Source organism: Priestia sp. 40 (assembly GCF_049368575.1).
Classification (GTDB): Bacteria; Bacillota; Bacilli; order Bacillales; family Bacillaceae_H; genus Priestia; species Priestia zanthoxyli.
Genome location: NZ_JBMPZA010000015.1, coordinates 199,166 through 224,965, shown reverse-complemented (window position 1 = coordinate 224,965; position 25,800 = coordinate 199,166). Strand labels below are relative to the sequence as shown.

The window sequence follows — 25,800 nt, the reverse complement described above, 5'->3', positions numbered from 1 at the left end:
ATGGAACAGCACGCGTCCTTTACATCACTTGTTATCGTCATTAGTTTGGCCTTTTTAACGCCTATACTGTTGCATCGGTTTAAACTCAACATTATACCTGTAGTCGTAGCTGAAATTATTATGGGATTAATTATAGGGAAAAGTGGTTTTGACCTTGTGGAGCAGGATATGTGGCTTGAAACACTTTCCACTTTAGGCTTTATCTTTTTGATGTTTTTAAGTGGTTTAGAAATTGATTTTTCTGCTTTTGCTGGAGGAAATTCAAAAGACAAAAAGGCATCAGGAGCGAAGGTGCCAAATGCTTTTTCCGTTTCTATATTAGTGTTTGCAGCTATCTTTGCGGTTTCACTATTTTTGTCCTATGTTTTTGTATGGACCGGTTTTATTGATAATGCCTTTTTGATGACGCTTATTATTTCTACCATTTCACTAGGAGTAGTAGTGCCGACCTTAAAAGATGCACAGATTATGAAAAAGCCGATTGGACAAACCATTTTATTGATTGCGGTTATTGCGGACTTAGTCACGATGATTTTACTAGCCGTATTTGCTTCTGTCTATGATAAATCAGGAAATAGCAATACATGGTTGATTTTAATTTTGTTTGGAGTAGGAGTGATTTTATACTTCATAGGGAAGCAGTTTAAAAACCGATCGTTTCTTGAGACAATGTCTAAAGGTACAATTCAAATCGACACGCGCGCCGTATTTGCACTCATTATTATTCTGGTGGGTCTTTCGGAGTCAATTGGCGTTGAGAACATTTTAGGCGCTTTTTTAGCGGGGGCACTCGTTTCTCTTCTTGCGCCTAACAAAAACTTAGTTCATAAATTAGATTCGTTTGGCTATGGATTTTTAATTCCTATCTTTTTTGTGATGGTAGGAGTGAAGCTTGACGTTTGGTCATTGTTCAGTGATAAAAAAGTGCTGATTTTAATGCCTTTATTATTCATTGCATTATTAATATCCAAGCTAGTCCCAGCGTTAATCTTAAGAAAATGGTATGATATGAAAACTGTTTTGGCATCGGGTTTTCTTTTAACATCGACTTTATCACTCGTTATTGCGGCAGCAACGGTTGGTGAAAATATTGGTGTTATTGATTCACAAATGTCCGGTGCGCTGATTTTGGTGGCGATTATTACATGTATTATTACACCTATTATCTTTAGAAAGCTGTTTCCAAAGCCAGAAATCAGTGACAGAAAGCTGAAGGTTAATATGCTTGGTGCAAATCAATTTACACTCCCGGTTATTCGAGAAATGGATCTTGATTTATATGATGTGACGATCTATCACCCTACTCAGGACAAGATCGAAAACCGTACGTCTGATTCTATTTTTAATATCGTCGACATCGATGGGTACAGTAAAGAAACGTTAAAGCGTACGGGGATTTTAGATGCGGATGTATTAGTTGTAACAACAGGGGAAGAAGAGAGAAATAGCGACATTGCTCTATTTGCAAAAGAATATGGTACAGAACGGGTTATTGCCCGCGTAGAAAGTCCTGTATTAGACGAAAAGATGAAAGAAAATAACATTGAAGTTTTTTCTGTGCTGTTATCTACAACTGCATTGCTAAAAGCATTAATCGAATCGCCAAATATTCTAAATATCTTAACGAATCAAGAAACAGCACTTTATCAAATCAATATGCGTAATCCTAAATACGAGGGGGTAGAGCTTCGTAAGTTCCCATTTACAGGAGATGTGATTTTTGTTCGAATCTTTAGGGGCAAAGATTCCATTGTACCTCATGGCGATACAGAGCTTGAATTTGATGATCGTTTGATTGTCACAGGGTCTCGTTCGTATGTGAATGAACTGCGTATGCTTCTTGAGTATAAAATTAGATAAAGACATTTAGGTAGTAGGTTTAATTCTTTACCTTATTGAATGAGAGAAAGAGGCTGTTACAAAAGTATTTTAGCCCAAGTGAAAGACGAACCACTGATCAACATGTTTGATTAGTGGTTCGTTTTTTTTGTTATGGTGAACGTAGGTTTCGTCTGTTTAGTTCCTTATAGAGTTGATCCGAGGGCAAGGCGAAGACTCCAGCGGAAAGCGAAGTCTTGCATGGAGATCAACTGTGGTGTAACAATCGGTTCAGCTCGTGTACCTCATTTGTACGTCTTTAGATTGAATTAATTTCGTTATGTTTCAACCTTTTTTATTGTGTTTTCTCAAATGCTGGATACAAAAGTACAGTGCTGATTTTGTTTCCAAAAGAGCTGCGGCAAAAAAATAAACAAGTTTTTCCGTGTGCAAGCATACATTTTTAAAAGAACGATAACAAGCAATTGGAGGTATGCTTCATGACTAACTCAAAATCTAAGTCAGAAGAAAACGAGCCGCTAATGTACATTGTCCAGCCAAACGCTACGCAAAATCAGCGTTCTATGCAATATTATTTCAGTTCAAAACAGGAAGACAATAAAGGAATAGAGAAAGATCCTGTGTTAAAAGAAGAGCCCAGCTTTTCTTCCATTCAAGAAGTCAAAGAGCCTGACGTAGAAAAAGTGGAAGAGATTAAGCAAGAAAAAGAGGAAGAGCGTTCAATTGTTCCCGTGGATATACCGCAATCAGAGACTAAAAAGCCAAATAAAATGTTTCAGTCTATGACGATTAAAGAAAAAGTTGAATTTCTATGCAGCTTCCCGCCTCATATGTCTCAGCCAATTTGTGAAATTACGTGCCAAAATCAAAAATATATAGGAACAATTCTAGAGTTAAAAGAAGGAAGTTTATATGTAAGCGTTCCTCCTAATAAAGAAAAAACAGTATTGACCTTTAATGATATTCAAACCATATCTATCGTTAAAATTTAAGTAATTTTAAAAGCTAACAGTGAAAAAGCACGTTAGCTTTTATTTTCATAAGTTTGTGAATGTACGGAGGAATGAAGATGACATGGATTTATCTAACGCTATTTATCTTTGCAACGTTTCGACTTACTCGTCTAATTGTTTTTGATAAAATTACGGCTTTTATTCGGAAGCCGTTTCACAAAATTGTAGAAGATCAAGATGAACAAGGAAATACGGTAACGTACCTGGAGATAAAAGGGAAGGGGCTGCAAAGGTGGATTGGAGAACTGCTCAGCTGCTATTGGTGTACAGGCATATGGTGTGCGGTAGGAATTTATTTTAGTTATGTAGCGGTCCCGCACATTGCTATTCCTATTATTACGATCTTAGCTATTGCAGGGTGTGCAGGAATTATAGAATCTTTTATGAAATAAATGGACGAGTTAAAAGACATATTGATCGTCAATATGTCTTTTAATGATTAAGGGAAATTTAGCACAACTTTATTTAAAAAAGGAATACCTTCCTGCCACTCTTCACTATAGAAAAAGCCTTCTAGAATAAACGAAGTCGTATCAGTGGAGAGAGGAATGACTACTTGAAAAGAGTCAAATAGTAATTTGCCTTTGGGCTTTAATACTGTTTGCTTAATGGGTTTAATCCAATATTCACCGTCATTTTGAATTTTTTCGTTCCATTTCGGATGAGCGTAGCGCCATTCTAAAGAAGAAGAGGGGATACTAGAAGCTTCAATATCTTTTTCATCAATGATCTTCCCGCTTAACATAGCAGAAGCAGTAGGCTTCATTTTTAAGCAAAGTGTTGGAGAGTATAAAGTACTGCTCGTTTGATTTTGAATAATTACGTTGCCGAACATCATCAGCTCGCTTTCATCTTGTTCTGGCAGCAGTATGGAATGTTGGAAGAAACAGAGGATATCGCTTTTTTCGAACCTTTCTATGGGTTTTTCTACAATCTTTTCAATTACTTTCTCCACGATTTTTTCTTCAATAACGGGCTGTTTCCTTGAAGCTTTTTCTCGAAACGCTTCGGCAATAATTTTTTGTTCGGAAAGCTCGTTTCTCAGTAGATCCAGTTCTTTTTCTAATTCTTCAATTTCTACTTCTTTTTCAGATGTAGAAAGCGTTTCAGCGTGTTTCTTTTTCCAAAACGATGTATTTTCTTTTTCTCGCTCTAAAGCTCGTTCATAGCTTTTTAGTTGGTTTTGTACGTGCCGAATTTCCGATTTATAGTGAATGAGCTTTTGTTTTAATTGAGTTAAATCATCTTTAGGGGAAGGGGAGTTACGACTCATCTAGTAGTCTCCTTTCCTGCTGAGCTATGAATTAATTTTGTAAACCTAAGCTGCCCACAGCAGTTTTATTTATATGTATGCACAAAGCTTGTAAACGATGAAAAAAGAGGAGAAATATTCTCCTCTGGCTTTTTGTCTTGTTAATCAAAGTCGTGATGGTCGAAGCCTGACTCTACATCGTCTCCATCAAAATCATCGTGATGTGGTCTTCCAGGGAAAATAGCATCACATTGAGGTGGATATTCAATAGGTGAGCAGCTGCTTGTAGAAATGATTTCAGGGCGAGGGTAGCAGAAGCTTCCTTCTACTTCAACTTTAACATCTTTTTCAATTTGAACACTTAGGCATAACATAAGATCAAAGCTTAATTGCTGTAAGTGACAATCTGATAATCTGAGAGAACCGTCAGTTCCTTCAAAAGATTCAAGGTGGACAACAGGTTCTGTTCCTTCCGGGGCGCATAAATAGAATGTTTGATGTATTTTCCAAGGAATAACGCTAGATTCAACCTCATCGTGTTTGTGATGTCCATTCAATTCAATTAACTTAACTCGGTAAAAGCCGCTAATTGATAATTTTACTTCATGAAGAACAACAACTTCTCCATCTGGTAACACAATTTTTTTAGGTCTGCGACCACCGTGCGGCACAAGCTCAATCACGTTATCAAGTGCGTCTTCATCTGAAGGATCTACAGGGTGACCTTCACTATCTGTTAAAACAATTTCCACTTCTACGTCATGGCCTAAATCTTTAAGTGCTTCTTCTTCAAATAATGAAGTGTCGTTCGTAAAGATTTGTGGTAAAACAACTTGACGTCTAACCCAGTCGTACACTTTAGGTACGCGGATACATAATGATTCAAAAAGTTCTGCCATTTTTAAACCTCCTAATTGTAATTGTCCTTCCTTTACGCTTTTCGTTACTAGGTATCGGACTACTATAGTGTATGAATGACCTGCTTTTATGTTCCTTAGTAAAAGCGGAATTTATCGGAATAAATCCTAGTTGGAGCGAGCATAAAAAATGAAGGAAATAATAAACTCAATTACAGCATATTCATGTTAATAAAAAGTGTTATTCATCTTTAACTGATTTTTTAGAAGCTGTGGGTTATTTATAATGGAGGAGTGAAGGGCATGAGCGAGGAAAAAACAAAACAATATATTGCTTCATTGAAGTCGGAGTTGGCTTTTTATAAAGAAGAATATCAAAAATTCAAGCACCAAGAATTTGAATATGAAGATATTAAGGAAGAGTTATTGGAATTACAGCAAAAGCATGAAGAAGAAAAAAAGAAGCTAGAGGAAAAAATAGATTGGCTTAAAGCATGCGTCAATGAACAAAAATCAAAAACCGAACATTCCATTGTACAGTACAATCATCAAGCTCAAGGGACAATTCAAGAACTGCAAAATCGGCTGCGTGAAGTGACAGAGCAAAAGGGAGGAGAAAGACCGAGAGTGAGGAAACCAAAAAACAGCACGGATTTATTTTTGTCCCTGCAGCGCAAAATGGACAAATAAGATAGAACGTCTTTCTTTAGTCCTGAATATAATGTTATAGATAGGATGCTGTGAAAAGGAGGGAAACATGATGTATTATCATTATAATTATAATCCTAATCAATACCCTCAGCCCCTGCCTTATCATCCACAACCAATGACAAAACAATCGGTGAAGAAAGGGCATGCTATTCCTAAGCCAGTCCAGTACCCTTCTCCAAAACAAGGTGGTTGCGGCTGCGGTTCAAAGTTACCAAAGCGATAAGCAATAGAAGCATTGTCACTCGGACAATGCTTTTTTACATGGAGTGGAGAGAGGTGTAGAGATGCCAGATTTTTTCGATGAATTTGAACGGTTTTTTGAACAGCATATGATGGGAGAACATCGAAAGAGAATGAAAGAAGTAGAAAAAGCAGAAAATCAGATGGAACAGCAAGAGAGGAAACTGCAGCAAAATGTAAAAAGACTTGATGAGCAAGATGCTGAAGATCCGTTTGGACAATGAAATTTAATGTACACAGTTGAAAAGCCCATACAAAATCATATTAGTGAACATACAGTATAGAGAGTAAAACAGAGGGGGTGTAATATTATGGGCTGCGGATTTGGCTACGGTAGTTGTGGTTACGGTGGTGGCTACGGCGGTGGTTTTGCGTTAATCGTTGTATTATTCATTCTATTAATTATTGTTGGTTGTGTTTGTTTTTACAATTAATCCCTTCTATGAATAAGGCACCGAAAAGTGCGGGTGAAGTTTCACTCGCATTTTATTTTTTTATTAAATGTAAAGGGCACCATCTAGGCACATGGTGCATACGATGAAGTATAAATAAAGGAGGTCATGCAAAATGGATAATAATATGTTTAAAAATATAGAAAAGAAAACAGGCGTTAATATGAAGGATATTTTTGAACTTGCGAATTCTGTACAAAATGCTAACTTTAAAGATGAGCAAACGGTACGTAATATTGTGAAGCGAGTAGCACAAATTGCGAATAAGCCAATTTCAAAACAAAAAGAGGAACAAATTGTTAAGGCGATTGCAAACAATAATCAATCCATTGATTTTGCGACCATCGCTAAAATGCTAAATGAGAAAAAATAATTTAATGTTTTTATATAAAGCCCTGACGTGTCAGGGCTTTTTTCCATTTATGCAATTTCATTTTTTTGAAATGCGTTAGAATCAAGATCAAACAGTTCCGGATGCTGTGCTAAGTAATTAATTTCTTTAATACGATGAGCGATAGGGGGGTGAGTTGAAGTAGCTTGATTCAACCACATAAAAAAACCTTTTTCCTGTGAGTGCGTATGAACAAATTCCTCCTGATTTACTTTTTTATTTAGGCAATGACCAACCGCAAGTATAGTGAGTGCTTGAGTGGCAGCTTTGGCATTACCAATCGCAACGGAAGCTATGCGATCACACGTATATTCACAGGCCCTAGAGTAAGCTTTTCCTAAAAAAGGAATCCAAAGAGCAGGTAGAATAAGTGAGTGGTAGAATGTATGCTTACGTTTAATATGAACTAATTCATGGGCAATAATAAAAGAAAGTTCTTTTTCTTGATTATCTTCAATCATTTCAACAATGTCGGAGTATAAAACGACAAAGTGACGTCCAAAAAAGCGTGTAGCAAACGCGTTTAACAAGCCGCCTGATTGAACAATATAAATATCGGGCAGCTCTAAATCCAGCTCTGAAGATAACTGTTTTGCCTGCTGATAAGTGTGCGGGAACTGCTTCTCTGTCAATCTAACCCCATCATTGCGAATTTGAGCAATAGAGAAACCGTGGAGTATAAATGTAATTAAAAAACCGATTACAAGGTAGATAATACCAACGAGCGAAATAATTAAAAACAAATAGGTTAATAAGCTGATAACCATACACAGAATGAAAAAAATCTTTTCATTTTCATGAATAAGCTTTGCGTTCAATAATGGAACCTCCTAAAATATAGTAGTACAGTACATAACGTAGTGTAACGCATCTATGTATGAATATCTACCTCTTAGTGGAATATTTGGTTAATAATAGATGTTGAGACGTAACGAAATCAATCCAACCAACAGCTAGAAGCAACTAAACATATTAAATCTACATTCACATGACAATAAAAAATACGAACCGTCAATCAATAATTCTGATTAACAGTTCGTACTTCAATTTAACTAAAATACTTTTATCCCAGCCTCTTTTTACTTTATACTTTTTTTATAAAAGACTTCAGGAACCTTGAAGGATAAGCGGTTTTACCTCTTCTAGTTTGAGGAACAGATAAATAAAGTGAATTCTGTGCACGCGTCATTGCTACATATAAAAGACGGCGTTCTTCTTGAAGCGGCACATCATCTCCGCCTCGATAAGCTTCGAGTGCATAATCATGAGGCAATCCTCCGTCTACGCTGCTCAGTACGTATACATGCTTATATTCAAGACCCTTTGCTCGGTGAATAGTGGTTAGCTGAATACTTTCATTAAATTGCTTGCTTAAAGCTTTCATCTCTGTGTTCATGGCAATCATATGATCCACATGCTCTAACAGTTCAGGTACGGTTTTGAATTTACGTGCTACAACTTTTAAATCCCGTACGTCATCCGAACCTTTTTCCATCATATTTCCTTCATTTCCGCGTTTTTTGACAAAATCATCGAATCCCATATCTTTAGAAATCGTTTCAAGTGCCAAAGAAGGAGACATTGATTTTAGCGACTTGAATAAAGGAATTACTTTCTTGAGCTTTTTTTGCTGAAACGGTTTTAAATCTTGAAGATATTCAAGCGCATCAATAAATGTACCATCATGAAGAATACTTGCTGCTTTTAAGTCGTTGACTGCTGTTTTCTTTAAAAAGAGTGCGTTTACTAAATCTTGAAGCGAACTTGCGTCATTTGGATTCACGCTTAAACGTAGAAATGAAAGTAAACTTCGAACCATTCGCCTTTTATAAAACGAATCCGCATCTTGTTCGATTGAAAATGGCAGGTTTGACTGCGATAAACGTTCAAAGATGGCGCGTGAAGAAGCGTGAGTTCGGTACAAGACCGCGAAGTCAGTTGGAGAAGCCCCTTGCTTAATCTTTTCTTTCATATCCGTTACAATCATTGTTGCTTCTTCTTCTTCGTCATATGGAAAGAAGAAGGTAGGTCGCAACTCATTATCAAACTGGGCAGCCATTTCTTTTTGTCGGCGCGCTGTATTTCGTGCAATGACTTTATTAGCGGAAGAAACGATGGCGTGAGCTGAACGATAATTTTGGTTTAACGTAATAACAGTTGTATTAGCAAAATCTTTTTCGAAATTTAAAATGAACGAAGGGTCGCTTCCGCGGAAAGCGTAAATTGATTGATCATCATCTCCTACGACACATAAGTTTTTAGAGTCTTCACTTAGCATTTTCATAATTTTATATTGAACTTTATTGATATCTTGAAATTCGTCAATTAAAAAATAGCGAAACCTTTTTTGATAACGAGTTAGTAAATCGGGATTTTGTTTTAGCATTTCATAACATCCATACAGCATGTCATCAAAATCGAATAGCTGTTTTTGCTTTTTGACTTCTTCATAGCGACGATATAAAAAGTGCACATCTTGTTCCCATTTGTCTTTTGGGCGAACATCTTTCACGCCAACAAGCGTGTTTTTCCAATAGCCGATTTGCTGAAGAGCCTGATCAAACGGGAAATCTTTTTCATCCACGTGGAGCTCTCTTGCTGCTTCTTTCACGATCTGTTCTTTTTGCCAATCCCATTTTAGCAGGCGATCCATTTGCCACGCTTGAGGATTGTGATGAACAATCATACGTAAGAAAATGCTGTGAAAAGTTCCAACTAGCATTTGACGAAGATGTAAGCCGGACATCTTTGGATATGTAGCCAATCGTTCTTTCATTTCTTTAGCTGATTTAGCCGTGAAAGTCACCAGCATAATAGATTTTGGATCAATTTGTTTTTCTTGTATCATATATGCGGTGCGCGCTGTTAATACACGCGTTTTTCCGCTTCCTGCACCGGCTAGAATAAGGAGCGGTCCTTCTGAATGTGTAACAGCTTTCCATTGGTTCGAATCTAATTCAATACCGCTCTCTTTAAATTCATTTAAATAAGGAGAGTCAGAGTGTTTAGGAACAGCTGGTTTTAAGCGAAAAGCAGGAACACTTGAAAAAGGTGCGGAAGACCTCCATGTCGCTTTCTCTTTTACAGTTGAACTTTTCTCACCGATAGCTCGTCCTTTAGGAATACGAAATCCATTGGTTTCTCTGTATTCAGCCGGATTTTCTTTTATTTGTTGTACAGCTGTTGTTTCTGATAGTGTGTCTGAACACTCTTCTCTTTCATGAGGAACTTGAGCATGATAAAAGTAAGGAGAATGCTCAATCCCCAGATATAATTTAACTGATTCTCCGCAGTGAGCACACGTCATTTCTCCTCGGAGACTAGCTTCATATAAATATTGAAATCGGTCTCTAGCCGTTATAGAAAGATTAAGTATCTGATTTTGATAAAGTGCACGTTGCAAAAAACATGGCCTCCTTTTTAAAACATGAACAATCAATAGTAAATAAGAGGGAGTTAAAGCAAGAAGCCGCTCTCGTTCTACATCGATATAGATGTGTGTATACGCACAGTTTTTGTTTTATAGTCAAAGTCTATCATATCAAAATCACCTTTTTTTAAAAAGAGCACGGATATTTTTGGAGGGATAGGATGTGAAAAAGGGTATATATTGAATAAGACCTCACATATGTTCAAAAAAGGCGGTATAGATACAAGGGGTCATCTGTTTTGAACAAGTCTAAAGTAGAGGGTTTAAGTGACCTGTTTCAATGTCGATACTTCTTGAGAAAAATACTGAGGTCTGGAAGTAGAATGTATCTTGAAAAAGAGGAGGGTTCATATGGGATATATACTGCCCGTCACGCCTTATCAATCTATTCAATATGCAAATCGCCTTCAAAAAAATAATGCTTCTTTTTCAAATCGTATTTGGCCTATTGAGAAAAAAAGCTTTGACGAAGAGTTTCAATCGCGTTCTCACTCACTGGAATTGACGCCAAGTTCAGTACAAAAGCGAAAAAAGCTTCAAGCAGCAGAGCGTGTATACAGCAAGCTGACAAATAAGGGCCTAGTGATTAATACACGGGTATAATAGAAAAAATCGTGAACGCAGCAGAATAAATGCGCTCACGATTTTTTCACAAAGTAATGAACAAGTAAAAAAACACCTTAGTAAGATTCAATAAAAAGTGTACGGCCCTGCTGCCATTCAGCATAAAGCACCTGTTTATAATCGGTAAATCCCTGTTTTTTCAACTGTGTCTTTAGCCAGTCTTCATCAAAGCCTGACTGAATTAAGTTTTTCAAAAGCAAACGTCCATCACTGACGAAGGCGATAGATAAAACAGGTTCAGAAGGAGGAAGCTGCAGATCGCTTCTTGTTGGCTTAGCATAATCAGATTTTGGCAATACGCTTAGTGATCCATCTGTTTCTAAAATCGCATATTCAACTTCACGAATGGAAAATATGTCTTTTGAACGCAACATATGAAGAAGCTGATCGATATCTAATCGATTTTTGCTAAGTTCTTTGTACGAAATTTTCCCTTTTCGAATAATAATAGATGGCCGTCCTTCTAAAAACAAACGCAGGCGAATATTTTTTTGAGTAATAACTTCGGTGACATAAATAAGCGCTCCCCAAAAGATAACAGCAAATAAAATTTTGCCTATTCCTACTTCTGAGTCATATAACGCATTTCCTACTAACTCTCCTAATACAAGAGCAGAGATAAAATCAAAAGTGGTAAGCTGAGTGATCGTCGCTCTGCCTAAAAATTTAGTTAAAATAAACAAGCAGATAAATCCGATAAAGAGTTCTAGTGCAATTCCGATAAGTTCATCCATATTTTCACCTAATTCACATGATTAGGTATTAGTATAAGCAAAGCAAAGGTTCTTATCCTTTAAAAAAGCAAAAACACCAGGTTCAATTCCTAGTGTTTTTTACTTAGTTTCTTTACCATCTCTACATGTGGAATTCCAGCATCCATAAACTCACCCGAAACCGTTACGTAGCCTAGCTTTTTATAAAATCCTTCCGCATGCGTTTGAGCATGCAGCTTAATCTTTTCAATCTCATGCTCCGCTGCGAGCTCTTCTAACTTATCCATCAAAAGCTTTCCTACACCGTCTTTTCGATAAGAAGAAAGAACGCAGATTCGTTCGGCTTTTCCATAGTCCTCTACCATACGGAAGCGTCCTGCACCAATTGGTGCAGTTCCTTTATATACAACTAAATGCAAGGCTTCGGAATCGTATTCATCGATTTCTTGCTCTACATCAACCTGCTGTTCTTCTACAAATACTTTTTGACGTACGAAGTAAGCATCAGAATGATCTTGTTTGTTCGTTAGTACTTTGATGTTCACGTATCTTATCCCTTTCCAAGACGAAATGTTTCAAACACAGTCCATGTTTCATTTTCAAGCTGGTACATTAAATGAAAGCGATCTACTGTTTCTTCATGAGCGACATCTACAAGCTTCAACTGGCTATACACATCTAAGTGCTCATCATCTGAAAGGCGTTGACCAATTGTAATATGCGGAATAAATGAATACTCAGTTGGCTGTTCGAGATTGCCTTCATGCAGTCTATTGTAAAGTGACGTCAGTTCTGGCTTTTGTTCCACTTTTAAGTAAATAACGTTATTGGCTGGTGAAAATGAGCTTACTTTCGTTACATTTAATGTAAATGGATTTGTTTCTTGGGCAATTTTACGCAAGTTAGCCGCAATTTCATCAATTTGGTCTTCTGTAGCTTCAAAGACTTCTTTTAATGTAAGATGAGGCGGAATTAATGAATAGTGAGAATCATAGCGCTTTCGATAAGAATTCGCTACATCTTGCAATTTTTTAGATGGAAAAAGTACAACGCCAAATTTCATAAAAAATCCCTCCAAAGTAAGATCATAAAATATGTATAAAGCGAGCTTATTATAACAAATTTTCAAAAAATATGATATCTTTCTACTTCAACATATATTGAAGCGACCGCTTTACGTCTTTTTGCCAGTATTTCCAGGTATGATTTCCATTAAATTCTTCGTAGAAAACAGAATATCTACGCTGCTTCATTTGTTCGTGCAACAGGCGGTTAGGCTCAATAAAATTCAATATGCCGTCTTGTGTTGTTTTGACATCCGTTTCTTCCGTTCCAATAACATGATACAAATCCAGAAGTGAAGGAGAAGCAAATGAGTTGACCGTTTGTAATACAGCATCGTTCACGAAAGGAGAATGCATAATTACTTTCCCGAACGTGTGAGGATACGCAATGGCCGTCAGCAGTGAAACTGTAGCAGCAAGCGAATCACCAATTAGAACACGTGATTTTCCCATTTGATATGTAGGATATGTTTTATCCAAAAATGGCACAAGTTCATGTGCTAAAAAGCGAATGTAAGCATCTACCTGCTTTCCTTCTGGATGATACTTATCGCGTCTGTCTTCCACGCTTTTATATGGAATTCCAACAAAAATAGTACGATCGATTTCTGACTCGTTCATTAAATCATCGATTAAACGAGGTGTACGCCCGTACATAACATAATCTTTTCCGTCTTGGGCGATAAGTAGAGAATACTTATAGAGCGTAGAATAGTTTGACGGCAAATAGACTAGTAACGTAACATCTTCTTGTAGTGCGTCACTATAAAAAGAAATTTCTTCTAACTTCCGCTTACTTTCTGACATGAATAATCGACTCCTATGCATTTGAATGAAAGCGTTACCTTTATTGTAACACATTTTCTAATAACCGTTCTTTATTTTATTGTAACGAATTTTTTAGCGAATGACGAGAAAGAGGCATTCGCTAAAAAAGAGCCTGGGACATCACGAAATGAATTTCATCCAAATACGAACAATCTGGATATATAGTCTGGACAGCTTGCTCGACCGCAGTTGATTTCCGTGCAAGACTCCGCTTTCCGCAGGAGCCCTCCAATCAACTGCTAGAAGGAACGAAACAGATAAAATTTGCGTCCACTTTAACAAAAAAAACGAACCACTAATCAAACAGTTTGATTAATGATTCGTTTTTTACTTCGGCTACACTACTTTTGTCCAAGCCTCTTTTCGTTAATCTAATTTCTTCATCTTTTTAAACATATCTTTTTCTGCTTGAGTGGCTTTTTCTAGCGGCTTTTTCGTATATTCTTCTTCTTTTTCATCAATTGAAACCAATTCTGTGTCATTTTTTACATAACTTCGGATATTGCGAGCACCGAAATAGCCATTTACATCTTCTAAAATAGGCTTGTTTTCTTTTTGATCATAAAGAGTATATGAATTCTCTTCCTTAACGATAGCGTAGTGATTCCCAGCTAGAAGAGCTACGGCTTCTTTTTCGCTTTTTCCAAAAGTAGACATGAGAAACAGAACGATTAAGACGATAAAGAAAAGGGCTGTTGCGCCAATGAAAAATAATAATAAGCCTCTGCTAAATTTACTTTGTTTTTCTTCCACAGTAGACAAACCTCCTGATTAGATAATTTCATTATAGCAAGTAAATGTAATGAGCGCCTAAAGAGATATGTGACGAGTTTATGAACTCAGGCGGATGAACAAAAAAGGTTTTTAGCGCCTCTCATCGAATTTAGTATAAAGAGAGACAACAACTTGAAAAGGAGAGAGAGACATGACAGCGAAAAAAATCCCAACGAGCAAAGAAGTAGCAAAGGCAACATTTGATTTGCTGCAAGAGCGTGGCGTAACAGTTTTGGATATTGCTGAAATTGTGTATGATTTACAGCTTCCTTATCATCCAGCTCTAACCATTCAGGAATGCGCTGAAAGCGTAGAAAGAGTACTGCAAAAGAGAGAAATTCAGCATGCGCTTCTAGTTGGAATCGAACTTGATAAGTTAGCTGAGCAAAATAAATTATCAGAACCTCTTCAAAGTATTGTAGAACAAGACGAAGGGTTGTTTGGTGTTGATGAAACGATTGCTTTAGGTGCCGTTTTAACCTATGGCAGTATCGCTGTTACGACCTTTGGCTATTTAGATAAAGTAAAAGTAGGCATTATTGAAAAGCTGGACTGCAAAAAAGAAAAAGGAGTTAATACCTTTTTAGATGATTTGGTAGCGAGCGTAGCTTCTAGTGCGGCAAGTCGTTTAGCTCACCGTCAGCGTGATGAACAAGAACAGCTGCAAGAAGGAAATCCAGCTACGTAATAAATTTCTTTTAGTATGTATACAAGCTGCGTAAATTAACACGTCGAAATGATTTAGTCTTTTATTTGCATAACGGAGACTAGGCACGTATCACCTACGTGCCTAGTCTCCGTTAATGGAACAATTTATGGCTGTAGTGAAGTAGTCATAAGGTAGCTTAAGTTTTTCAGTCCAAGACTTTCATAAAAAGCACGTGCTTTTTCATTAAATGCCCATACGGTAAGCTGGAGATCATTTGCTCCTTTTTGTACAGCCCACTGTTTTGTAGCAGAAAAAAGACCTTTTCCTACGCCGTAATTTTGAAAGCCTTTTTTTACACCAAAATATTGGATGTATGCTGTGTAGGAAAGAGGAGCTAATGTAGTGGGAGGGTTATATTTTAATTCAACAACAGAAGCCCCAATAATTTGATTCCGATATTGAGCTACAAGAATATCAATGGTTGCATAATAAAGAGTAGCTTGATATTGTTCGGGAGATAAAACAGCCATTTGATTATCAAACATAGAAGGAAGCGCATTTGCGTGGAGTTCTAGTGATTCCCCTAATATTTTATTCACTTCTGCATACTCATCTAGTTTTGCAGTGCGATAGATAATATCCATACACACTTCACCTACTTTTTAAAAGTTGTGCTTTATCATATGTAGCAACTTAGAAAATGTTAAATGAGAATGAAAACCTGAAAATTTCAAGTGAAGAACCGTACTAAACAGAGCATATATTTTATGCTCTGTTTGATGTTGGAATTGAAGAATATAAGGATGAAACATTAAATTCTCGTTTCAGCAATGGCATCGCGTACTTTTTCAAGCGAGTGTTTAGAAGTGTCTTTATTTGCAATCATTACATTAACATACAAAGCGTCAATGAGGCTTAGCTGTCCAATTCTCGAGGCGAGAAGCTTCAGATCGGTATTCGGTTTCTTCTGAACTTGTATAAAGAGAAACATCAACGTTTTGACTTAATGGAGATTTAGGGAAACCCGTGATACCGATTGTTTTGGCACCGTTCGCTTTTGCTGTATTTAAAATGTTCATCGTGTCTTTATTTGTTCCCGAATGAGAAATCACTACCGCTACATCTTGTTTCGTTAATTGAGAAGCGGACATAAGCTGGAAGTGGGAATCGATAAATGCAAACGTTTTAATTCCTGTTCGCACAAATTTATGAAAAGCATCCATAGCTACTACTGAAGAGCCTCCAGTGCCATAAAACTGAACTTTATCAGCCTTCATAAGAAGTTTGACGGCTTTTTCAATGGCATTGCCCTCTAGTATTTGTAATGTATTCTCAAGCGTTCGCACGTTAGAGCGAAAGATTTTTTCAGCAATCGTTTTTTCATTATCCGTTTCAGCAATTTCTTCGTGAATCTGCTGAATGGGCGTCATAATTTCAGCAGCCAGCGCTATTTTCATCGCCTGATAGCCCTTGAAGCCAATTCGTTTACAAAAGCGAAAGACCGTTGCATCAGCTACATTTAAATCGTCTGCTACTTCGTTAATGGTACTGTGAATAATTTGTTCCGGCTGTTCTAAAATATAATTTGCAATTTTCTTCTCTTTTTCACTGAATCTAGCATAGTGAGAACGAATTTTTCCTAAGCAATTTTGCGTCATAACTGATGTTCCTTTCCACGAATTTAGTAGTAAAAAGAGTATAGCACAAAAATATGCGTGAAAAAAATTTTCTTGTAAACGATTGCAAAATGAAAAATAATTCGTATAATGGAGGTAATGTGAAATTTTTTTTCAAAGGGAGTTTGTAAAATGAAAATTGGATTAATCGGTTTAGGAAAAATGGGATATAATTTATCATTAAATTTAATGGATAATCATCATGAAGTAGTAGCTTATGATGTGAATAAAGAAGCGGTAGAAAAACTTTCAAATGAAGGAGCAGCTGGTGCTGCTACTATTGAAGAGTTAGTCAACGAACTGCCGGCTTCACCTAAAGTTGTATGGGTTATGGTTCCGGCTGGAGAAGTAACGGAAAATGTTGTTACAGAACTAAAAGAACTTCTGTCAGAAGGAGATATTGTAATAGATGGAGGAAACTCTAATTATAAAGAATCTGTTCGACGTGCTAACGATCTTCAGGAAAAAGGTATTTACTTCTTTGACGTAGGGACAAGCGGTGGAATGGAAGGTGCAAGAAACGGAGCGTGTACAATGATTGGCGGAGATGCTGAAGCCTTCCGTACAATTGAACCAATTTTTAGTGATATTTGCGTAGAAAATGGATTTATGTACGCAGGTAAAAGCGGAAGCGGTCATTTTTTAAAAATGGTTCATAATGGTGTAGAATATGGAATGATGCAATCCATTGCTGAAGGATTTGAAGTTTTGGAAAAAAGTCAGTTTGATTTCGACTATGAAGCTGTAGCGCGCGTTTGGAATAACGGATCTGTTGTTCGCTCTTGGTTAATGGAACTAACGGAAAATGCGTTTTCAAAAGATCCTAAACTAGATAGTATTAAAGGAGTTATGCAGTCTTCTGGTGAAGGGAAATGGACCGTAGAGACTGCTCTTGATCTTCAAACGGCAACTCCTGTTATTGCTTTATCGCTAATGATGCGCTATCGTTCATTAGAGGAAGATACATTTACAGGGAAAGTTGTAGCAGCACTTCGAAATGAATTCGGCGGTCACGGTGTTGTAAATAAGTAAAGTAGTAAAGTAGGGGGACAGCAGCATGAGCAAAAAATATGCAATAGGTGTAGATATCGGAACAACGAGTACAAAGTCTGTATTATTTTCAGTAGACGGTACAGTCATTTCTAACCATGGGATTGAGTATCCACTATACTCGCCTACGCCCGCGATGGCTGAGCAAGATCCTGAAGAAATTTTTCAAGCAGTTGTACGTACCATTCAAACGGTTGTAAAAACAAGCGATGTAAAACCTGAGGATATTTTATGCGTTTCATTCAGCTCAGCTATGCACAGTGTTATTGCCGTTGATCAGCAAGGAAAGCCGCTGACAAAATGTATTACGTGGGCCGATAATAGAAGTGCAGAATGGACAGAAAAAATTAAAAATGAATACAACGGCCATGAGATTTATTTACGTACGGGCACGCCTATTCACCCGATGTCGCCACTTTCCAAGCTAACATGGCTTTCTAATGAACAGCCTGAATTAGTGAAGGGAACACATAAATTTATTTCAATTAAAGAATATGTATTCTTTAAGTTGTTTAACGAATATGTTATCGACTATTCGATTGCATCAGCAACAGGTTTATTTAATCTGAAAAATCTTGCGTGGGATGAAGAAGCATTAAAAGTAGCAGGTGTGACAACAGATCAGCTATCCACTCCTGTTTCAACTATGCATCAAGTGAAAGGGCTAAACCCAGAGCTTGCAGTTGAGATGCACTTACTTCCAGATACGCCCTTTATTGTAGGTGCAAGTGATGGTGTATTATCAAACTTAGGCGTAAATGCGATTGAACCAGGCGTTGTTGCGGTAACAATCGGGACAAGCGGAGCTATTCGAGCAGTTACTGACAAGCCAGTAGTTGATCCTAAAGGTCGAATTTTCTGTTATGCGTTGACAGAAGACCACTGGGTAATTGGCGGCCCTGTAAATAACGGAGGCATGATTTTCAGATGGGCTCGCGATCAATTTGGAGCGTCTGAAGTCGAAACCGCTAAACGCCTTGGAAAAGATCCATATGAGGTATTAACGGAGATTGCGGCATTAGTGAAACCTGGAGCAGACGGCTTATTGTTTCACCCATACCTTTCAGGAGAACGTGCGCCGCTTTGGGATGCAAATGCGAAAGGTTCATTTTTCGGCCTAGGTTTGCATCATAAAAAAGAACATATGATTCGCGCCGTATTAGAAGGCGTTATTTTTAACTTATATACGGTATTATTGGCACTTGAAGAGTTAATTGGAGAGCCTACAAAAATTCAGGCAACAGGCGGATTTGCACGTTCCGCACTTTGGCGTCAAATGATGGCAGATATTTTCAACCAAGAAGTATCTGTACCGGAAAGCTTTGAAAGTTCATGTTTAGGAGCAGTTATTCTTGGCTTATATAGCCTTGGCGAGGTTGACTCATTAAACGTTGTTTCTGATATGGTTGGAGCGACTAACCACCATTATCCAATCAAAGAAAACAGTGAAGTATATAAAGAGTTAACAACTATCTATATTCGTTTGGCTCGCTTATTTAAAGAAGAATACGAAAGCATTACGGCTTTTCAAAAAAAATACGTACATTAAGTTCAAAGATCATCGCTTGAAGCTTTCAGGCGATGATCTTTTGTGTGTTAGGTTATCTAACAATCAAAAGAGTTAACACTACACAATATATAAAAGTTCCCTCAAATAATGTTACAATTTGTCCAGTGTATCCCCGTTTCGCATTAAATATAATAAGGGATAACGTTAGTATTTATCACATACTAGAAGGAATCGTCACAAACGCCTTTATATTTCAGAAAATTCAAATAAAATTAGTTTTTTGGAATGAACTTATTTATGAAAAGGGGTTTTATGGATGAAAACACAAATCGAGCAAGATGGGATTGTGACGCTCACAGATGAGACGCACAATCAGCTGAGCGACAGCGATCTTTGGAATGAAGATTTACGTCCGACTACGATGAAGGAACACTCTTGGAAAGGAGTTAACTTTGCTACGCTTTGGATTGGGATGTGTTTGTGTATTCCAGCTTATACAATGGCAAGTGGAATGATGACGCTTGGAATGAACTGGTGGCAAGCAATTGGTACAATCTTTTTAGGAAATGTGATTGTTCTTATTCCTATTTTGCTTAATTCTCACGCTGGAACCAAGTTTGGCATTCCTTATCCAGTATTTGCCCGTCTGTGGTTTGGAGATAAAGGAGCACATATCCCGGCACTGGCTAGGGCTATTGTGGCTGCTGGGTGGTTTGGAATTAATACATGGATTGGAACGGAAGCAATTGATACGCTGCTAAGCGCTTCGTTTTCGTCTTGGAATGGGTTAGCAGGTCATACAGCCATTGTATTTGCTCTCTTTTGGCTTTTAAATGTAGGAGTGGCATATAAAGGACCGCAAGCAATTAAAGTATTAGGAGCAATTGCTGCTCCGGTTATTGGTATTTCAGCTATTATTCTTTTTATATGGGCTTATACAAACTCAGGAGGGTGGGGCCCCATTTTATCTACGCCTTCTAAATTTACATCAACCGGAGAATTTCTAGCCGTATTTTTCCCAGCTTTAACGGGAGTTATTGCATTTTGGGCGACGCTCGCTTTGAACATTCCTGATTTTTGTCGATATGCTAGAAGTCAGAAATCTCAAATGGTTGCGCAAACCTTCTCTTTGCCATTGACGATGAGTATTTTTTCATTTATTGGAATTGCTGTTACCTCAGCAACAATCGTTATATTTGGAGAGGCTATTTGGGATCCAGTGGCGTTAGTAGCTAAATTCCCTCCGTTTATCATTTTCTTAGGAACAATCGTTATCGTGCTTTCTTCTTTAACGATTAATGTGGGAGCAAATATTGTTGCGCCAGCCCGTGCAATTGAGAATCTGAATCCAAAGAAAATCACGTTTGCGATGGGGGCGCTAGTTACCGGTATTTTTGCTATTTTACTTCAGCCATGGTACATCATGTCTAATTTCGGGAACTATATTTTCGGCTGGCTTGGAACATACGGAGCGCTGCTTGGCCCTATAGACGGCATCGCCATTGCTGACTACTGGCTTGTAAGAAGGAGACAGATGGCATTAAAGGATTTATATGAGGTAAACGGTCGCTACAGTTATTCAACAGGTTTTAATAAAAACGGGATTTATGCATTAGTAATTGGCGTGGCCATACCCGTTTTAGGCTTACTCATTCCTGGACTGCGCTTTTTATGGGATAATGCCTGGACATTTGGTCTATTCATTTCTATCATCGCTTACACGTATCTCATGAGAGGAGATAAAAGTGTATTAGCGCCGGGGGAATATGAAGAAATAACGTTAAAAACAAGCGAAAAAACGATTATCGATAGTCAAACGGCTGATCCAACCATCACCAAATAAATAAGGTTAATCCAATCATTAACATGATTGGATTTTTTTATATGTTAAAACGCTATGGAAGAAAATTGATAAAATTTTTTTGAGTTTTTTTATTGATTTAAGAATTTTTTTTTCATATAATTTAAGTAATAAAAAAATGAAATCGTTTTCTAAATTAATTAATGTAAACGATTTCGATAATTTGAACTTATTTTTTAAAATTTACAGGGTGTAGAGCTTTTTTGCTACATAGAGAAAGCGTTTACTTAAAGGGAAGGTGGAAAGCAAGATGGATGCATACTTATTAGCTATTACAGTTGCCGCAATTGTTATTGTTATTGTAGGTGTTTCAGTTTTTAAATGGCATGCGTTTATTAGTTTAACGGTTGCAAGTTTGTTTTTAGCAATTGCTTCTGGGTTATCAATGGATAAAATTGTTGCCGCTTACGAAACGGGAGTGGGCGGTGTTTTAGGCCACTTAGTAGGAATTTTAGCACTGGGAACAATTTTAGGTAAGCTGATGGCCGATTCAGGTGCTGGCATGCAGGTAGCGGATTATTTCGTAAGAATATTCGGTGTGAAAAGACTGCCATGGGCAATGCTAGTAGCAGGTTTCATTATTGGTATTCCTGTTTTCTTCGAAGTAGGAATTTTAATCTTACTGCCTTTAGTTATTTCGATTCATAAAACAACAAAACAAAATATATTATTGATTGCTCTGCCAGTTATTGCAGGATTATCAATTGTTCACGGTCTCGTTCCTCCTCATCCAGGAGCGATGGCAGCTATTAGTATTTACGGAGCAAATACGGGGAAAGTGCTTTTATACGCGTTAATCATTTCTATTCCAGCCGCAGTTATCGCTGGCCCCGTTTTTGCAAAATGGGTTAACAAACGAGTAATTCCAGAAGGAGAGCCTGATTTAATTCGTATCACGACAACATCTAAAGATCTTCCTGGTACAGGAGTTTCATTCTTTGTTATTTTACTTCCTGTTTTATTAATGGTCTTAGCAGCTATAGCACCTGTTATTAACGGATTGCCAAGCGGCGTAGTGAAGTTTGTAGAATTAATAGGAAGTCCATTAATTGCACTTTTAATTGCTTGTTTTGCAGCGTTTTACCTGCTTGGAAAACGTCAAGGTATGACAAAAGATGTTATTAAAAAACTAACGGAAGAATGTTTGCTTCCTGTAGGATCTATTGTTTTAATTATTGGTGCAGGCGGCGGCTTCAAACAAGTATTAATCGATAGCGGAGTCGGTACAACGATTGGTCAAATGTCTGAACATCTGTCTCTATCACCACTTGTACTTGCATTTTTAATCGCCGGTTTGATCCGTATCGCTACAGGTTCAGCAACAGTTGCATTAACAACGGCAGCTGGTATTGTCTCACCAATCATTGAGCACATGTCCGGTGTTAACTTAGAACTTCTTGTTATCGTTACGGGTGCGGGTTCGTTAATGTTCTCTCATGTGAATGATGCAGGCTTCTGGATGGTGAAAGAATATTTAGGGTTAACAGTGAAAGAAACGTTCAAAACATGGACCGTTCTGGAAACGCTTCTATCCTTTATTGCTTTTGCAGGAGCACTTATTCTAAATGCAATTATTTAAAAGTAAGACTCTTTTACTCTATGTAAAAGAGTCTTATTTTTTTATGAAAGAAAAGAATTTACAAGAAAAATAATCAAAATATTTTATTTATTCTTTAAATTATGGCAGAATAGAAATAGGAGAATAATAGCTTCTAAGAAGGGAATGACAGAGAGTGAGTAATCAACTAGTATTTTTCACAAACTTTTCAGAAGGAAAATTAGATTCAGACGTTTCTTGGTATTGTCCACCAGCTCAATTTCAAATTGATACGGAAACGAATCGATTAGTGATTAAAACAGACGCTAAAACAGATTTTTGGCAGCGTACTCATTATGGCTTTGAAGCGGACAATGGACACTTTCTTTACCGTGAAGTAGAAGGCGACTTTGAAATCATGACAAAGGTGCATACATATCCAGTTAATCGCTACGATCAGGCAGGTCTCATGATTCGTGTATCAAAAGATACGTGGATCAAAACGTCAGTTGAATACAATCCCGATGGTCCTAACCAATTAGGAGCAGTCGTAACCAACCATGGCTTCTCAGATTGGTCCAGTCAAAATTTTACTCAAAACAAATCGGCGCTTTATTTTAAAATTCAGCGCAAAAACGATGATTGCACCGTTTGTTATTCAAGTGATGGAGATTCTTGGACTCAGCTCCGACTCGCTCACTTATTGAACTCAACCAAAGAACCTGTTCAAGTTGGCATTTACGCTTGTAGTCCTCAAGGAGAAGGATATGAAGCCCAATTTGATTTTATAAAAGTAGAAAAAATGTAAATAAAAACCACGATTTAGCCACAGCTAAATTGTGGTTTTTATTTAGAAAGCGCATTATCTAAAGGCTGTGTGGCAGAAGGAGATGTCGGTTGATTGTGTAAAGCAATCTTTTGCTTGAAATAGCTAATGACAAAACCTGTAATCGCAATGGACATAACCGAAAAAATTCCTTTTGAAAGGCCAATTGAATACATGCTCGACAGCACGACAAGGAAATCAAATGAAAAATTCACTTTTCCAGGATCCCAACCGAATTTTCGCTGCGCGAATAATGCTAAAATATTAGCACCCCCAAGAGAAGCTCCGTTCATAAATAAAATGGATAAGCCAAGGCCGGCAATTAGTCCGCCCGTAACAGCACCCATCAGGCTGGGAAGGGTAAAAGAAGGAAGTAAGTGATCGAGTGAAGTGAGAAGCGATAGCAACGACACTGATCCTATAGTTGTGGCGGTAAATTTCCATCCCATTTGAAAGAAGGAAAAGAGATAAAAAGGAATATTAATGAGAAAAAAGATCACCGCAAACGATAAGGGAAGGGCATATGACAAGCTAAGAGACAGACCAGCTGTTCCCCCCGTCACTACGTGAGAGTGCCGCAAGATAAGAACACCAATACTCGCAATCGTACATCCAAGAATAATCCATAAAACTTTTTTCATAAATAAACCCCTTTGTTTGTTTTTTCGGAATTTTCATTTTCAATCATCTACTTTAATGATAGGATATTAAATAAAGAAAACACATGTATAAATGAAGGAAATAATGATTGTTCTGTTATCAACTTGAATAAAGATTTTATTTATTATATTCATTTTGAAAGGAAAGGTTTGTATGGATCAAATCGATGCACAATTATTATCTATTTTGCAAAGGGACGGGCGTATGACGATTAGTGATTTATCAAAAAAGCTGGCTCTTAGCCGTCCGAGCGTATCAGAAAGACTGCAGCGTCTTCAGGAACGAGGAGTGATCCAACGTTTCAGCGCTACGGTGTCTCCGAAAGCTTTAGGAAGAGATACACAGCTGTTTATTCAAGTAAGCGAATTAAAAAGAAAACCAGAGGAATTTGAAGACTTTATTGAGCGAAATGAAGACGTGCTTGAATGTCATCGCGTAACAGGACCGGTTTCTTACTTTATCAAAGCAGCCGTATCTGGAATGGATGGACTTCGAATGCTAGTGGATGAACTGATTCCTTATGGAAATGTGAATACCTCAATTATTTTAAAGTCGCCTGTAGAAAACAGAATGATTACCCCTATACAAAAACCGACCCCATAAGAGGCCGGTTTTTTGTGTAAGGACATATTAATAAAATCCTTTAATAATATAAAAATGATTTTGTAAAATATCAGTTATTTCTTCTTCTGAAACGTTTCTTTTCGTCTTTTTTTCGCCATCTGTTACAGTTAACGTTTCACCAGAGAGGGTAATGCGCCCTGTAGGGGTTGCGATCGTAACAAGGCGTTTGTGTACAAACGGAGAATCGGCTGACGTTTGATTGAACTCACACATAGGAGTAAAGTCGGTCAGTTTCTTAGGAAGCGTAGACACGCGGTACAGCGTTTTCCATACATCATCTTCCCATCGCTGCAAATCATACGTATGCTCAACAACGTTTGTCATGCGGTAAGAGCCGCTTACATCTCTTACTACTTCGCCATTTAAAGGCATTGGTTTGCGAACAGAATCTCCAAATCCAACGTCTACGATGTAAGACTGATTTTCAACCCTCACAAGGTTTGTAGCGTGACTTCCTTCAATTGTCCACGTGCCGTCGGGTTTTTTGACGGTAGCTGAAACGTAAGAGACTTCATATCCGCTTTCTTTTAACAGCCAGCCAAATAGCCCGTTTAATTCGTAGCAAAATCCTCCACGCAAATTTATAACTACTTTTTGAAAAATCCTCTCTAAATCAATGATAATAGGAGTTTGAGACAAAACGTCTAAGTTCTCAAAAGGAATATGAAGCATGTGCTTGTTCTGTAAAGCAGCTAAGTTTTCATAGGTTGGGCTATCCGGTTTCTTAGCTAAAAACCGACTAAAGTAATAATTAATATTCATCAAATACACCTCTTAGTGAATCATTTCTCTCTGTCTTTAGCAGAATGTTCATGTAACAGCGCTTTTTCGATTGTCTCTTTGGAAGCGAATCCTTTTAATCTTAGCTTTTTGTTCTTTAATGACTTCTCTTAAAGGCTTAGTTACTAGAAAACATAGTGGACAGACAAAATCAAAATAAAATTCAATATGCGCTTTCATCCCATCACGCTCCTTTATGGCATGTTTTTATTTTATCAAAAGTAAAGACGATCCTTCCAACTTGGGAACTGTGGAAAAATAGTTGACAAAATTGGATAACTCTTTCTATAATATAGTCAATACATATTACGAGCGATTAGTTCAGTGGGAGAATACATCCTTGACAGGGATGGGGTCGGGGGTTCGAATCCCTCATCGCTCATACCAAAGCCGTTTTCTTATTAATAAGAGAGCGGCTTTTTCACTTTCTTCATTGGTT

General features: G+C 37.5%; 28 protein-coding genes, 1 tRNA gene and 1 pseudogene. 16 read left to right on the top strand and 14 right to left on the bottom strand.

Annotated features, from left to right (window positions below):
* The 3 genes from ACO1DI_RS16020 to ACO1DI_RS16010 all read left to right on the top strand — a co-directional run bounded on the left by ACO1DI_RS16020 (nucleotide 1) and on the right by ACO1DI_RS16010 (nucleotide 3,244).
* Nucleotides 1–1,860, top strand: coding sequence for a monovalent cation:proton antiporter family protein (locus ACO1DI_RS16020; protein ID WP_014461562.1), 1,860 nt, complete (start codon nucleotides 1–3; stop codon nucleotides 1,858–1,860).
* A 458-nt stretch (nucleotides 1,861–2,318) separates the two neighbouring features.
* Nucleotides 2,319–2,831: a CotO family spore coat protein gene (locus tag ACO1DI_RS16015; RefSeq protein ID WP_014461561.1), complete on the top strand. Its 513-nt coding sequence runs from the start codon at nucleotides 2,319–2,321 to the stop codon at nucleotides 2,829–2,831.
* 77 nt (nucleotides 2,832–2,908) lie between these two features.
* Nucleotides 2,909–3,244, top strand: a complete 336-nt coding sequence (locus ACO1DI_RS16010; RefSeq protein WP_033578057.1) for a DUF1360 domain-containing protein — start codon at nucleotides 2,909–2,911, stop codon at nucleotides 3,242–3,244.
* 47 nt (nucleotides 3,245–3,291) lie between these two features.
* On the opposite strand, the gene ACO1DI_RS16005 is transcribed toward ACO1DI_RS16010, so the two are convergent.
* Nucleotides 3,292–4,125, bottom strand: a complete 834-nt coding sequence (locus ACO1DI_RS16005; protein ID WP_014461559.1) for a hypothetical protein — start codon at nucleotides 4,123–4,125, stop codon at nucleotides 3,292–3,294.
* A 140-nt stretch (nucleotides 4,126–4,265) separates the two neighbouring features.
* Nucleotides 4,266–5,003, bottom strand: a complete 738-nt coding sequence (locus tag ACO1DI_RS16000; RefSeq protein ID WP_208732728.1) for a hypothetical protein — start codon at nucleotides 5,001–5,003, stop codon at nucleotides 4,266–4,268.
* Between the two features lie 261 nt (nucleotides 5,004–5,264).
* On the opposite strand from ACO1DI_RS16000, the gene ACO1DI_RS15995 reads away from it, so the two are divergent.
* The 4 genes from ACO1DI_RS15995 to ACO1DI_RS15980 all read left to right on the top strand — a co-directional run bounded on the left by ACO1DI_RS15995 (nucleotide 5,265) and on the right by ACO1DI_RS15980 (nucleotide 6,737).
* Nucleotides 5,265–5,651 (top strand): hypothetical protein, encoded by a 387-nt coding sequence (locus ACO1DI_RS15995; protein WP_014461557.1) that lies wholly within the window; start codon nucleotides 5,265–5,267, stop codon nucleotides 5,649–5,651.
* A gap of 305 nt (nucleotides 5,652–5,956) precedes the next feature.
* Nucleotides 5,957–6,136 carry a hypothetical protein gene (locus ACO1DI_RS15990; protein WP_014461555.1) on the top strand — a complete coding sequence of 60 codons (180 nt, stop codon included), beginning with the start codon at nucleotides 5,957–5,959 and terminating at the stop codon, nucleotides 6,134–6,136.
* Nucleotides 6,137–6,223: 87 nt separating this feature from the next.
* Nucleotides 6,224–6,346, top strand: a complete 123-nt coding sequence (locus tag ACO1DI_RS15985; protein ID WP_423145463.1) for a YjcZ family sporulation protein — start codon at nucleotides 6,224–6,226, stop codon at nucleotides 6,344–6,346.
* A gap of 133 nt (nucleotides 6,347–6,479) precedes the next feature.
* Nucleotides 6,480–6,737 (top strand): stage VI sporulation protein F, encoded by a 258-nt coding sequence (locus ACO1DI_RS15980; RefSeq protein WP_013055449.1) that lies wholly within the window; start codon nucleotides 6,480–6,482, stop codon nucleotides 6,735–6,737.
* A gap of 47 nt (nucleotides 6,738–6,784) precedes the next feature.
* Here the strand turns inward: ACO1DI_RS15980 and ACO1DI_RS15975 are convergent, their stop codons facing one another.
* Both ACO1DI_RS15975 and ACO1DI_RS15970 read right to left on the bottom strand, forming a co-directional pair.
* Nucleotides 6,785–7,573 carry a M48 family metallopeptidase gene (locus tag ACO1DI_RS15975; RefSeq protein WP_226700934.1) on the bottom strand — a complete coding sequence of 263 codons (789 nt, stop codon included), beginning with the start codon at nucleotides 7,571–7,573 and terminating at the stop codon, nucleotides 6,785–6,787.
* Nucleotides 7,574–7,839: 266 nt separating this feature from the next.
* Nucleotides 7,840–10,158: an ATP-dependent helicase gene (locus ACO1DI_RS15970; RefSeq protein WP_115653076.1), complete on the bottom strand. Its 2,319-nt coding sequence runs from the start codon at nucleotides 10,156–10,158 to the stop codon at nucleotides 7,840–7,842.
* A gap of 378 nt (nucleotides 10,159–10,536) precedes the next feature.
* Here ACO1DI_RS15970 and ACO1DI_RS15965 point away from each other — a divergent pair, with 378 nt between their 5' ends.
* Nucleotides 10,537–10,788, top strand: coding sequence for a hypothetical protein (locus ACO1DI_RS15965; protein ID WP_014461552.1), 252 nt, complete (start codon nucleotides 10,537–10,539; stop codon nucleotides 10,786–10,788).
* A 77-nt stretch (nucleotides 10,789–10,865) separates the two neighbouring features.
* On the opposite strand, the gene ACO1DI_RS15960 is transcribed toward ACO1DI_RS15965, so the two are convergent.
* The 5 genes from ACO1DI_RS15960 to ACO1DI_RS15940 form a co-directional block, all read right to left on the bottom strand.
* Complete coding sequence (locus ACO1DI_RS15960; protein ID WP_014461551.1) at nucleotides 10,866–11,543, bottom strand: DUF421 domain-containing protein; 678 nt, start codon at nucleotides 11,541–11,543, stop codon at nucleotides 10,866–10,868.
* An 89-nt stretch (nucleotides 11,544–11,632) separates the two neighbouring features.
* Entirely contained in the window at nucleotides 11,633–12,067 is a 435-nt protein-coding gene (locus tag ACO1DI_RS15955) for a GNAT family N-acetyltransferase (protein ID WP_013055454.1), read from the bottom strand.
* Nucleotides 12,068–12,072: 5 nt separating this feature from the next.
* On the bottom strand, nucleotides 12,073–12,585 hold the full coding sequence (locus ACO1DI_RS15950; RefSeq protein ID WP_115653077.1) for a YjcG family protein: 513 nt from the start codon (nucleotides 12,583–12,585) through the stop codon (nucleotides 12,073–12,075).
* An 82-nt stretch (nucleotides 12,586–12,667) separates the two neighbouring features.
* Nucleotides 12,668–13,393 (bottom strand): alpha/beta hydrolase, encoded by a 726-nt coding sequence (locus tag ACO1DI_RS15945; protein WP_014461549.1) that lies wholly within the window; start codon nucleotides 13,391–13,393, stop codon nucleotides 12,668–12,670.
* Nucleotides 13,394–13,780: 387 nt separating this feature from the next.
* Nucleotides 13,781–14,167, bottom strand: coding sequence for a hypothetical protein (locus ACO1DI_RS15940; protein ID WP_050689356.1), 387 nt, complete (start codon nucleotides 14,165–14,167; stop codon nucleotides 13,781–13,783).
* 172 nt (nucleotides 14,168–14,339) lie between these two features.
* On the opposite strand from ACO1DI_RS15940, the gene ACO1DI_RS15935 reads away from it, so the two are divergent.
* Nucleotides 14,340–14,876: a phosphatidylglycerophosphatase A family protein gene (locus ACO1DI_RS15935; protein WP_014461546.1), complete on the top strand. Its 537-nt coding sequence runs from the start codon at nucleotides 14,340–14,342 to the stop codon at nucleotides 14,874–14,876.
* Between the two features lie 125 nt (nucleotides 14,877–15,001).
* Here ACO1DI_RS15935 and ACO1DI_RS15930 read toward each other — a convergent pair whose 3' ends face one another.
* Complete coding sequence (locus tag ACO1DI_RS15930) at nucleotides 15,002–15,481, bottom strand: GNAT family N-acetyltransferase (RefSeq protein ID WP_014461545.1); 480 nt, start codon at nucleotides 15,479–15,481, stop codon at nucleotides 15,002–15,004.
* 167 nt (nucleotides 15,482–15,648) lie between these two features.
* A pseudogene (locus ACO1DI_RS15925) lies at nucleotides 15,649–16,495 on the bottom strand (MurR/RpiR family transcriptional regulator).
* Nucleotides 16,496–16,645: 150 nt separating this feature from the next.
* Between ACO1DI_RS15925 and gnd the strand changes: the two are divergent.
* From gnd to ACO1DI_RS15900, 5 genes are all read left to right on the top strand, one after another.
* A complete protein-coding gene (gene gnd, locus ACO1DI_RS15920; RefSeq protein WP_014461543.1) occupies nucleotides 16,646–17,545 on the top strand; it encodes a phosphogluconate dehydrogenase (NAD(+)-dependent, decarboxylating) in 900 nt (299 codons plus the stop codon).
* A gap of 25 nt (nucleotides 17,546–17,570) precedes the next feature.
* Nucleotides 17,571–19,112 (top strand): gluconokinase, encoded by a 1,542-nt coding sequence (gntK, locus tag ACO1DI_RS15915; protein WP_014461542.1) that lies wholly within the window; start codon nucleotides 17,571–17,573, stop codon nucleotides 19,110–19,112.
* 277 nt (nucleotides 19,113–19,389) lie between these two features.
* A complete protein-coding gene (locus tag ACO1DI_RS15910) occupies nucleotides 19,390–20,916 on the top strand; it encodes an NCS1 family nucleobase:cation symporter-1 (protein ID WP_014461541.1) in 1,527 nt (508 codons plus the stop codon).
* A gap of 268 nt (nucleotides 20,917–21,184) precedes the next feature.
* Nucleotides 21,185–22,513 (top strand): gluconate:H+ symporter, encoded by a 1,329-nt coding sequence (locus tag ACO1DI_RS15905; RefSeq protein ID WP_014461540.1) that lies wholly within the window; start codon nucleotides 21,185–21,187, stop codon nucleotides 22,511–22,513.
* A gap of 154 nt (nucleotides 22,514–22,667) precedes the next feature.
* Nucleotides 22,668–23,279, top strand: coding sequence for a DUF1349 domain-containing protein (locus tag ACO1DI_RS15900; RefSeq protein WP_423145462.1), 612 nt, complete (start codon nucleotides 22,668–22,670; stop codon nucleotides 23,277–23,279).
* A 38-nt stretch (nucleotides 23,280–23,317) separates the two neighbouring features.
* Here ACO1DI_RS15900 and ACO1DI_RS15895 read toward each other — a convergent pair whose 3' ends face one another.
* On the bottom strand, nucleotides 23,318–23,938 hold the full coding sequence (locus tag ACO1DI_RS15895) for a YitT family protein (RefSeq protein ID WP_014461538.1): 621 nt from the start codon (nucleotides 23,936–23,938) through the stop codon (nucleotides 23,318–23,320).
* Nucleotides 23,939–24,110: 172 nt separating this feature from the next.
* On the opposite strand from ACO1DI_RS15895, the gene ACO1DI_RS15890 reads away from it, so the two are divergent.
* Complete coding sequence (locus tag ACO1DI_RS15890) at nucleotides 24,111–24,560, top strand: Lrp/AsnC family transcriptional regulator (RefSeq protein WP_014461537.1); 450 nt, start codon at nucleotides 24,111–24,113, stop codon at nucleotides 24,558–24,560.
* Nucleotides 24,561–24,587: 27 nt separating this feature from the next.
* Here the strand turns inward: ACO1DI_RS15890 and ACO1DI_RS15885 are convergent, their stop codons facing one another.
* Together ACO1DI_RS15885 and ACO1DI_RS15880 are read right to left on the bottom strand one after the other, a co-directional pair.
* Nucleotides 24,588–25,343 carry an arylamine N-acetyltransferase family protein gene (locus ACO1DI_RS15885; protein ID WP_115653079.1) on the bottom strand — a complete coding sequence of 252 codons (756 nt, stop codon included), beginning with the start codon at nucleotides 25,341–25,343 and terminating at the stop codon, nucleotides 24,588–24,590.
* 48 nt (nucleotides 25,344–25,391) lie between these two features.
* Nucleotides 25,392–25,541: a DsbA family protein gene (locus ACO1DI_RS15880; RefSeq protein WP_423145461.1), complete on the bottom strand. Its 150-nt coding sequence runs from the start codon at nucleotides 25,539–25,541 to the stop codon at nucleotides 25,392–25,394.
* A gap of 130 nt (nucleotides 25,542–25,671) precedes the next feature.
* On the opposite strand from ACO1DI_RS15880, the gene ACO1DI_RS15875 reads away from it, so the two are divergent.
* A tRNA-Val gene (locus tag ACO1DI_RS15875) sits at nucleotides 25,672–25,743 on the top strand.
* The last annotated feature ends 57 nt before the right edge of the window (nucleotides 25,744–25,800 follow it).

Coding starts and splice junctions, on each gene's coding strand:
- ACO1DI_RS15985 (WP_423145463.1), top strand. CDS start 6,224: ATGGGCTGCGGATTTGGCTACGGTAGTTGTGGTTACGGTGGTGGCTAC.
- gnd (WP_014461543.1), top strand. CDS start 16,646: ATGAAAATTGGATTAATCGGTTTAGGAAAAATGGGATATAATTTATCA.
- ACO1DI_RS15885 (WP_115653079.1), bottom strand. CDS start 25,343: ATGAATATTAATTATTACTTTAGTCGGTTTTTAGCTAAGAAACCGGAT.
- ACO1DI_RS15935 (WP_014461546.1), top strand. CDS start 14,340: ATGACAGCGAAAAAAATCCCAACGAGCAAAGAAGTAGCAAAGGCAACA.
- ACO1DI_RS16015 (WP_014461561.1), top strand. CDS start 2,319: ATGACTAACTCAAAATCTAAGTCAGAAGAAAACGAGCCGCTAATGTAC.
- ACO1DI_RS16010 (WP_033578057.1), top strand. CDS start 2,909: ATGACATGGATTTATCTAACGCTATTTATCTTTGCAACGTTTCGACTT.
- ACO1DI_RS15905 (WP_014461540.1), top strand. CDS start 21,185: ATGGATGCATACTTATTAGCTATTACAGTTGCCGCAATTGTTATTGTT.
- ACO1DI_RS15960 (WP_014461551.1), bottom strand. CDS start 11,543: ATGGATGAACTTATCGGAATTGCACTAGAACTCTTTATCGGATTTATC.
- ACO1DI_RS15950 (WP_115653077.1), bottom strand. CDS start 12,585: ATGAAATTTGGCGTTGTACTTTTTCCATCTAAAAAATTGCAAGATGTA.
- ACO1DI_RS15965 (WP_014461552.1), top strand. CDS start 10,537: ATGGGATATATACTGCCCGTCACGCCTTATCAATCTATTCAATATGCA.
- ACO1DI_RS15995 (WP_014461557.1), top strand. CDS start 5,265: ATGAGCGAGGAAAAAACAAAACAATATATTGCTTCATTGAAGTCGGAG.
- ACO1DI_RS15980 (WP_013055449.1), top strand. CDS start 6,480: ATGGATAATAATATGTTTAAAAATATAGAAAAGAAAACAGGCGTTAAT.
- ACO1DI_RS16005 (WP_014461559.1), bottom strand. CDS start 4,125: ATGAGTCGTAACTCCCCTTCCCCTAAAGATGATTTAACTCAATTAAAA.
- ACO1DI_RS15880 (WP_423145461.1), bottom strand. CDS start 25,541: ATGAAAGCGCATATTGAATTTTATTTTGATTTTGTCTGTCCACTATGT.
- gntK (WP_014461542.1), top strand. CDS start 17,571: ATGAGCAAAAAATATGCAATAGGTGTAGATATCGGAACAACGAGTACA.
- ACO1DI_RS16020 (WP_014461562.1), top strand. CDS start 1: ATGGAACAGCACGCGTCCTTTACATCACTTGTTATCGTCATTAGTTTG.
- ACO1DI_RS15910 (WP_014461541.1), top strand. CDS start 19,390: ATGAAAACACAAATCGAGCAAGATGGGATTGTGACGCTCACAGATGAG.
- ACO1DI_RS15890 (WP_014461537.1), top strand. CDS start 24,111: ATGGATCAAATCGATGCACAATTATTATCTATTTTGCAAAGGGACGGG.
- ACO1DI_RS15990 (WP_014461555.1), top strand. CDS start 5,957: ATGCCAGATTTTTTCGATGAATTTGAACGGTTTTTTGAACAGCATATG.
- ACO1DI_RS15945 (WP_014461549.1), bottom strand. CDS start 13,393: ATGTCAGAAAGTAAGCGGAAGTTAGAAGAAATTTCTTTTTATAGTGAC.
- ACO1DI_RS15895 (WP_014461538.1), bottom strand. CDS start 23,938: ATGAAAAAAGTTTTATGGATTATTCTTGGATGTACGATTGCGAGTATT.
- ACO1DI_RS15930 (WP_014461545.1), bottom strand. CDS start 15,481: ATGGATATTATCTATCGCACTGCAAAACTAGATGAGTATGCAGAAGTG.
- ACO1DI_RS16000 (WP_208732728.1), bottom strand. CDS start 5,003: ATGGCAGAACTTTTTGAATCATTATGTATCCGCGTACCTAAAGTGTAC.